The organism is Cytophagales bacterium (assembly GCA_019456305.1).
In the GTDB taxonomy this organism is placed as follows: domain Bacteria; phylum Bacteroidota; class Bacteroidia; order Cytophagales; family VRUD01; genus VRUD01.
The window spans coordinates 23,503-31,943 of record VRUD01000052.1; the positions used below are offsets into that span (position 1 = coordinate 23,503).

The 8,441-nt window shown below is 36.9% G+C and carries 6 protein-coding genes; 1 reads left to right on the forward strand and 5 read right to left on the reverse strand.

Annotation, left to right across the window (positions count from 1 at the left end):
• Positions 1-88 precede the first annotated feature (88 nt).
• From FVQ77_11660 to FVQ77_11680, 5 genes are all read right to left on the reverse strand, one after another.
• Entirely contained in the window at positions 89-1,987 is a 1,899-nt protein-coding gene (locus tag FVQ77_11660) for a T9SS type A sorting domain-containing protein (GenBank protein ID MBW8050970.1), read from the reverse strand.
• A gap of 306 nt (positions 1,988-2,293) precedes the next feature.
• Positions 2,294-3,181: an aminotransferase class IV gene (locus tag FVQ77_11665; GenBank protein MBW8050971.1), complete on the reverse strand. Its 888-nt coding sequence runs from the start codon at positions 3,179-3,181 to the stop codon at positions 2,294-2,296.
• Between the two features lie 250 nt (positions 3,182-3,431).
• Positions 3,432-3,824 (reverse strand): hypothetical protein, encoded by a 393-nt coding sequence (locus FVQ77_11670; GenBank protein MBW8050972.1) that lies wholly within the window; start codon positions 3,822-3,824, stop codon positions 3,432-3,434.
• Between the two features lie 201 nt (positions 3,825-4,025).
• Complete coding sequence (locus tag FVQ77_11675; protein ID MBW8050973.1) at positions 4,026-5,231, reverse strand: hypothetical protein; 1,206 nt, start codon at positions 5,229-5,231, stop codon at positions 4,026-4,028.
• 381 nt (positions 5,232-5,612) lie between these two features.
• Entirely contained in the window at positions 5,613-7,034 is a 1,422-nt protein-coding gene (locus FVQ77_11680) for an AhpC/TSA family protein (protein ID MBW8050974.1), read from the reverse strand.
• Between the two features lie 116 nt (positions 7,035-7,150).
• On the opposite strand from FVQ77_11680, the gene FVQ77_11685 reads away from it, so the two are divergent.
• On the forward strand, positions 7,151-8,356 hold the full coding sequence (locus FVQ77_11685; protein MBW8050975.1) for an o-succinylbenzoate synthase: 1,206 nt from the start codon (positions 7,151-7,153) through the stop codon (positions 8,354-8,356).
• Positions 8,357-8,441 lie beyond the last annotated feature (85 nt).

Sequence of the window (8,441 nt, forward strand, 5' to 3'; positions counted from 1 at the left end):
TATTGTCATATTGTCTACTGTCTATTGCCAACTGCCAACTGCATTTCCATATTCCCTTATTCCCTTATTCCCTTATTTCCCCATTTCCCTATTGAGCAAGTACTTTTTTGTTTATAACTTCACTGCCGGAAATTATCTGTAACAGGTAAATACCTTTTGCAAATCCTGTCTTTAAGTTTGATAAGTCAAATTGCTTACGATATGTACCGGAAAATCCAATGAAGCTTTCTCTATAGATGGGACGTGAAGTTACATCATACAAAGTGATTTCAATATTTTGTGTTTCAGGCACATTAAATTCTACTGCAAATTCTCCCGAAGTCGGATTTGGGTAAATCTTCAGTTCATTTACCTCTGTTTCCATACTTAATAAACTGCTGTTAATTCTACTGCCATTTCCACTTCCTTTAGAAGTGTATTTTATGGTAACATAATCATTATATGAACTGTTTCTAACGCTACCACTTACATATACATTTTTCCCAGAAGCATCAACAGCAATGGCAGCAGCATCGTCACTTTGATTCATGCTTCCATTATATCTCATCACCCATTCTTCCGCGCCATTGGCATTGAATTTTACAGTGGCAATATCATAATTCGTACCGGATCCATAACTGCTTCCGGTTACGTATACGTTTCCGTCAGCATCCAAAGTCATAGCTTTAGCATGATCGCCAGGCACACACCAGTAGCCCACTGCTCCGGGGTTAGATGGTGTATTACTTGAACACCATGATCCATCATAAATTGCTGCCCATTCCTGAGCTCCAACTGAATTGTATTTTACGATTAGATAATCATCATTGTAAGTGTTATAGGTACTTCCTGCAACATAAACATTTCCAGCGCCATCCACGGCTATACCTGCCGGCTCCTCATTGGCAGCACCGTTATAAACCGCACTCCATTGTTTTGCTCCGTTGGCATTATATTTTACGGTTATATATGCAATAATGGTATAGTTTCCGTTTGTATAAACATGACTTTCTCCGGTAATATAAACATTACCGATATTATCGAGAACCATGGCGGTAGCTTTATCCAAAGCAACTCCGCTCATATCACTTCTGCCCCAGATAACTGATCCGCTGGAGCTATATTTCAATGTTGTTAAAGAGCTGTTTATTTGCCCTGTAACATAGATGTTGCCGGCATCATTGATAACCAAATCAGAGGCAGCATCATTGCCGTTATTACCATTGTTCCTTTTTACCCATTGCTGTATTCCGTTGGCATCGTATTTCACAGTGGCCCAATCGTAAAGTGTTCCCGTTCCGTAACTATTTCCAGTTACGTACACATTTCCGGAATTGTCAACACCTATGGCCTTTGCATAATCATTGGCATTGCCGGTTCCATTATAGGTTGCCACCCATTGCTCTACTCCCTTAGAATTGTATTTTATGGTGGCATAATCATAATTTCCGTTCTCAATACAGACCGCCCCGTCTTGTACCCCGTCTTGACACATCTCATAAACAACGTCCATTAGCATTGCCCAGTCTACTGTCCCCACTTCTACCAAAGATAATATCCAGCCCATAGAAGCTGCGGCATCCTCTATCTGGCATTGTGTATAATTCTCACACGAATAGGGAGAGGAAGAACCGTTATAACTTTTCCCGGTCACATAAACATTCCCGTTGTCATCAACGGCTATGGCAATAGCTTCGTCATCGCCATATGCAGTTCCATTATAGGATGCCGTCCAGCGCTCTATACCGGCAGAATTGTATTTTACGGTGGCATAGTCGTAATTGCTGCCGTTATAACTTTTCCCGGTCACATAAGAGTTCCCTTTGTCGTCTATGACCATAGCCAATCCTTTATCAGATCGACCGGCATTACCATCATAGGTTGATACCCATTTTTCAGAAAGTTGGGCAAAACTTTGCAAAGTCAGACCAATACCTATTAATACTCCCATTAATGGCTTTGCCTGATTGACAAAAGTTGTCACGAATAATTTTTCAAGTGTTTTCATTTGTAAATAGTTTTAGTTAGTGTTTGGTTGCATAGGTGTTTATGCACGTGATCACATTTGATCTCATCAACACACGATACGTGAACACCTAAATAATTGATTGGCAGTTCCTAAAAAATCAGGGGGTTTGAATCAGTCTGCTATTGATTGGATAGTTCCTAAAAAAACTATAAGAGGGTTTTGAATCAGTCAATCCATTGATTGGAAGGAGGGTTTTTTATCGGTCTTCCATCGAATTTTTTAAATCGGGTGCAAAGGTATAAATCTTTATTTTATAATCCAAATTTAATTTTAAAAAAAATAAAATTATTTCAAAATATTATTAACAATAAGCTCCAAAATCTCAGAATCAGTTCTGAATTTTTTTATAAACTGTATATGTTCTACCGGTTGAATAGCATTGACATTACTGGTAAATACATGATCTGCATTTAATAATACTTTTTTGGGGGCCAACACTTCCTCAACCTTTATATTTAATTCCCTGGCTGTGTCAATAATATTTTTCCTCATCACCCCCTCAACACATCCGGATTTTATTTTGGGTGTAAACAGTATGTCGTTTTTAATCCAGAAAATGTTAGAATCGATACATTCAGCAACATTATCGTTAATATCCAGCAATATCATATCATCAACCCCAAGTTGGTTTTTTTCAAAACCTGCCTGGATGTAAGGTAATGCATTGCAGGTCTTGAATCTGGAAAAGATTGAATAGTGTAATTTATAACCATAAAAAAATAATATATTGTTTTTGACTCTGTTCGCTGAAGGCTGCGCATTGGTAGCAGAAATAAAAAAATCAATTTCAGTACCGTCAGGAGTATAACCAGTCTGGCATTTATCATTTTTTCTCCAAACCTGTATTTTTACCCTTGCATTTTTCCCAATATTATTGATTTTAATAATTTTATAAATTGTTTGGCTTAGATACTGAAGTGTAAAATTTGAAGGTGGATATAACGACAAGGCCAACATTCCAATACAAAGCCTTTCAAAGTGGTCGGGAAGGAAAAGTATATTATTGTCTTTTACCCGTATGGTTTCAAAAAGACCGTCACCGTATAAAAATGATCTGTTAAACAAACCAATATTCAGGTCTTTTATTTGAATAATATCAAAGTTGTAGCAGAGGTGCATTGTCAGAGGATTATAGCAGGTGCTTGATGTTAGCTCTACTTCAGCGCTTAGCACTGGACCAATTAAGAAATAACTTCTGCCTAATTTCCAGTTTTTTCAGTTTTCAGTTACCAGTTTTTCGGTTATTCAGTTGTCTGTTCTCAGCTTTTCAGTAATACAATCAGCTAACGGTTTGTGCAAAAATTGCAGGGCTTTAAGACCTGCGTGCCTGTCCACCGGGAAGAAAGCTGCAAAAGAGCAACGAACTCTCGTGAACCACTGTCAGCCCTGTGTTTTTTGCATTTTGTTGGCGTGTCGTGCTTTTTTATTTTCTGTTTTTTACTATCTTTTCGAAGTATTCTTTGATGACCTCCGCTTTTTTGTCGAATTGGAATTCTTTTACATTCTTCTTTGATGGAAGTTTAGCTGGAAACGCAAGGAGACATTTTTGCCCCATGTTCTCGAATTCTCTCCATTTCTTCTTTTTTGAACCTTTTTTATTCCAATGGGCCTTTTCCCGTTCATATTCGACAACACCTTGAAGAAGTCCCCAAGCTTTTCCAATAGGGTTCCACCAAAGTTCAATTTTTTCTCTGTCTGAAACAAGTGGTGTACGATGGCAGAATTCGTCCATCTTACGACATATTATTCCAATATCGTCTTCCAATTTACTAATGATTGGATATGTTATTTTTTCGTGATCTTTTTCGATTAGCATATTGAAAACATTTTTTCTGGCTTCTGCAAATCTATAGTCGGTAAATATCCGTTGTAAGTTATTGAATACCTGTGATCGCAACTGTACAACTGCATAGATGATACCTCCGATGGTTACAAGAGCACCTACAGCAGTCCAGAATGTCTGCCAATTAATATCACAAAAGCAACAATCAAAAAAGTACATATGTAGGGATATTCTTTATTGATCTGTATTTGGTGAGGCGTACTTTTTTTCTGTATCCTCAATTATCTCGAACTTCTCTGATTTTGAAATCTTGTCCTGTCCGTCTGCCGTTATAGTGAAGTTGTAGATGTACATACCCACAGCTAATTTGTCTCCCTCTTTCTCAACTGTCACCACTTTTCCACCTTTGTCTGCCGTTCCTGTTTTTTTGTAAACTGTCTTGCCAGACGATGCTTCATAGATTTCCATTGTCCATGTCCCAGTTATCTCGGTGGTGTAGCCCATGACGAATAGTTGTCTCTCGCCCTTGTAGAAGGAGCGCTTTATTCCTTGGAAATCATCCAAGTCCAGCCCATCATTTTCAAAGTCCTTTGACCAGTTACAGGTATATGTTGTGACAATTTCGTGCTTGAACTTGTCGCTTTTAATTAAGATGCCATTGATGAAAACCGTACAGTTTTGACCATTTATAAAACGTTGGTAAGGAACCACATTATAGTTGCCAAGAGTGTAAATACCTTGATTTTGTAGAGGACAGCATTTCTTTAATTTTCTTTCATAAAGAGCATTACTGTGTATTAATACTTCATTAGAAAACACTTTTTTCAGTTTACGAGATAATTCATTAGGATATTCATTTTTTGACACAATTGCACCTTCATGGCAGATCTTAGCGTAGATATTCCCTATCCCTTCACAATAAATCAACTTAAGAAATATTTCTTCTTCAGATATATCATTGCTACCAGCTATTTCTTTAATCGTTACCTTGCTTTCATTCAAAATGTATTCAGTTAAAATCTCCTCTTTCTCAAATCTGTACTCTCTTTCTAATTCTGTCCAGTTGTAAGCTGGCAATGTGCTGTTTTTTATTTCTGGCTGAACTGTCTTTGCTTGATTCACGAGTCCTGCCGAAATGGGATAGATTGTCCCGTTATACAACAGATATACGTTTCCTTGCTGGTCGGAGTAAACTGTCCCTTGGTTACCACTGTTTGTATTGATTACAATTTCACTTCTCCCTGCTTTGGCAACATTCATGTGGTGCTTTCTGTGGGCTGTAATACTCAACAGGTTTCCGAGTACGTTCAATGCAGCCGCTTCTGTTGCATTGGTTCGGTTAGCCGTCTTTGGGTTGGTCAATAAGAAGTCAATTACTCCTGCTCCCAAGGTCTCCAGCTCTTGCCCGTACGAAGCCGTCAAGATGAGAAGTGTTGTCAAAAGTGTCGCCAGTTTTTTCATGGTATGTCGTTTTTGTTAGAACTGTCGGTCGTCCTGTTTGCATGCACGCCAACGTTAAGGATTGTATGCGAAGTTGAGCTGTAAATTTAAGCAAAAATCTAAAATAAAAGCGATGAAGTTTTATATAAATGTGAGGTATGCTATTTTCCAAGCTCAATTTCGCATACTACTGTATAAACCAAATATTTGGTTTATTTACCTTATGTTACCAGGTTTTTATATGGTTTATATAACCAAATAAGAGGAATAAACCATGTAAAAAATCACAATCTATCAAGCTTAAAGGTGATTATTTGAGGGCTTATTTGTGTCAAATAACATCTACCATCAAGTTTCTACAAACAACAACCTGGAAATAAACTACGCTTGAATTCCTTTCAAATTCTCCAGTATTTCCTTTATTTTTCCGGATGGTCTTGGGGCATTTGCATCTATAATTTTACCATCATTATCTATCAATAAAAATCGTGGAATAGAATTGATCATGTAATCTTTTGTAATGGCAGACCAACCTAACGCAAACAACTGGACTCCTTTCATCTCTTTTTCTTTCACCATCTTTTCCCAGGGCTCTTTGGTATTATCAACAGATACACTTACGAATACAATATTTTCATTTTCTTTGAAATGTTCCTGTAGTTTTTCCAGGTGGGGCAATTCAGCTTTGCAAGGGCCGCACCACGTAGCCCAAACATCTATGTATACAAATTTACCTTTAAAATCACTCAGTGAGATGGTATCTCCATTAATATCAGGATATGAAAACAGAGGAGCAGGCTTACCTTCAGCGAGCTTTTGCCATTTACTATATAGCTCTTTGACCTTTGTTAGGTACTTTTGATCGGTACAGTTTTTAACAAAGTCAGCCATTAATGCTTCCGTGTTTTTTATACCCTCATATTTAATCTGTGCGCCCATCAAAGTATACAGCATATAATTCTTTATTGTTTCATCGGTGAATATTTCCTTTGTTAAACGTAATTTAACTACAGTAAGTGCATTGTCAATATCTTTCAATGTAGAATCTTTTTTAAATTCATCATTGGCTTTTTTATCGAGATAAGATTTTAAATACATAGTATAAAATCCCAAATCAATTAATTCGCCATCGTTTAAATTCAATTGGGTTAGGAACGAGTAATAGTCTTCGCCAAGGTTAACTGAATCTTTTTTCGAAAAACGTTTATAGTAATCAGGATAGTTCATCAGCATCCATGCTCTTGAATAAAGAATGTCGGCCTGTTCGAATTTTTTGAATTTTTCACTAATATTTTGATTGCTATTTAAAAACTTTTTTAAATGATTTTCTCTTACATTTTTTACAGAATCTGCTCTGGCTATAAATTGTTCCTTTTCAAGAGAATAAAGCTGGGGATAACCGATCGCGTTTAGTTTTTCTTCCAGTAATACTTTTTTTGCCAGGTAATTATTTACCTCTGCTCCTTTGCCGTTATATTGAATGGTTTCATCAAACTTTTCAATGTTGAGGCTTATATATAGGCTATCACCAGGCGTTAAGAACAGATCAGTATGTTCCCTGCCATGATAAAATTTAAAATAACCGGCTTTCTCCAGTTCAAAGCTCGATATAAACTTTCCATTCTCATCAACATTGATAGAATCAATAACTACTGTTTCGTGTTCTTTAGTACCCCGGATAAGAATCAGATCAGATTTAGGGTTTTCAATAGTGCCGCTTATGAAAACCGGGGTATTGGGTTTTTCTGTTTGACTGCAGGCAGCTATTACCAGCGCGCAAAATAAATACAATAACTTTTTCATTTTGATAATAATTTTTGGTAACTAATTTGGTTGTTGCGCAATATTAAATTTTTAAATTGCTATTTGCAAATTTAATAACGAATATTTTTGACATTATAGACAAGCACTAATTAGTCATGCCTTACAAAGCCGAATATAAAAAATACTCCCTTCATTTTAAATTTAAAGCCCGTACATCAAGGGATGTATTAAAATGCAGAGATACTTATTTTATCAGGATTTTTGATACCATAGATCCAGGAACCGTTGGAATAGGGGAGTGTGGCGTGTTAAAAGGTTTAAGCATTGATGACAGACCTGATTTTGAAGAGAAGTTACAGGAAATTTGTAAGAAGATTCAATCATTGTCATTCGTTAATTGTCCGTCAGATGTTGATGAGGTAGTAAGTGATCCGGATCTAAATTATTATCCTTCAATAAAATTTGGTATTGAAACAGCATTTTTAGACCTTTTGAACGGGGGAGTACGCCTGATTTACGATACACGTTTCACCAGGGGGGAAGATGCGATACCCATTAACGGTCTTATCTGGATGGGAGATAAAGATTTTATGCGCAGGCAAATCCGGGAAAAAATAGAACATGGATTTAATTGTATTAAAATAAAGATTGGCGCTATAAATTTCCGCCAGGAATGTGAATTGTTGAAAGATGTCAGGAGAGACTACAGCTCAAAAGAGATCATTTTGCGGGTGGATGCCAATGGCGCTTTTTCGAACGATCAGGCATTGGAACGATTGAATACCTTATCTGAATACGATCTGCATTCAATAGAACAACCTATTAAAGCGGGAAAATCGAAAATCGAAAATCGAAAATCGATCCCGGGTACTCGGGACGAAATTTTATATCACAATTGGGAAAATGTGGCTAAGTTATGTGCTGATACACCAGTGCCTGTTGCCTTAGACGAAGAATTGATTGGAGTTAATGATCAAGAAATAAAAAAAATGATGCTTGAAACAATTATGCCTCAATATATCGTGTTAAAACCGACCCTGCTGGGCGGATTTCAATCTACAAAAGAATGGATTGAAATAGCTGAACGATTGGAGATAGGCTGGTGGATCACTTCTGCCCTGGAGTCAAATATCGGGTTAAATGCTATCAGCCAGTTTACAGCTAATCTCCTCGTCAGACCACTAAGGGCAGGCAAAAAGGCTGGAAAGTGGTCTGACGGGTATCATCATAATACATTACACCAGGGATTAGGAACGGGACAATTATATCATAACAATATTCCATCGCCACTGAAGATTGAAAAGGGATGTTTGTACTTTGATCAAAATTTGGATTGGGATGTTAATTCAATTCTAAAATAAAAAAAGCGGGTCTAATAGACAAAAGGTGGTTGGTAAAATCACTTCAAAAATAGTAATATTATAAGTAATGTACAAAAAATGTGGG

Bases quoted from the DNA above. Each gene is read 5' to 3' on its own strand.
- FVQ77_11660 (MBW8050970.1), bottom strand. From the start codon at position 1,987: ATGAAAACACTTGAAAAATTATTCGTGACAACTTTTGTCAATCAGGCA.
- FVQ77_11670 (MBW8050972.1), bottom strand. From the start codon at position 3,824: ATGCTAATCGAAAAAGATCACGAAAAAATAACATATCCAATCATTAGT.
- FVQ77_11680 (MBW8050974.1), bottom strand. From the start codon at position 7,034: ATGAAAAAGTTATTGTATTTATTTTGCGCGCTGGTAATAGCTGCCTGC.
- FVQ77_11685 (MBW8050975.1), top strand. From the start codon at position 7,151: ATGCCTTACAAAGCCGAATATAAAAAATACTCCCTTCATTTTAAATTT.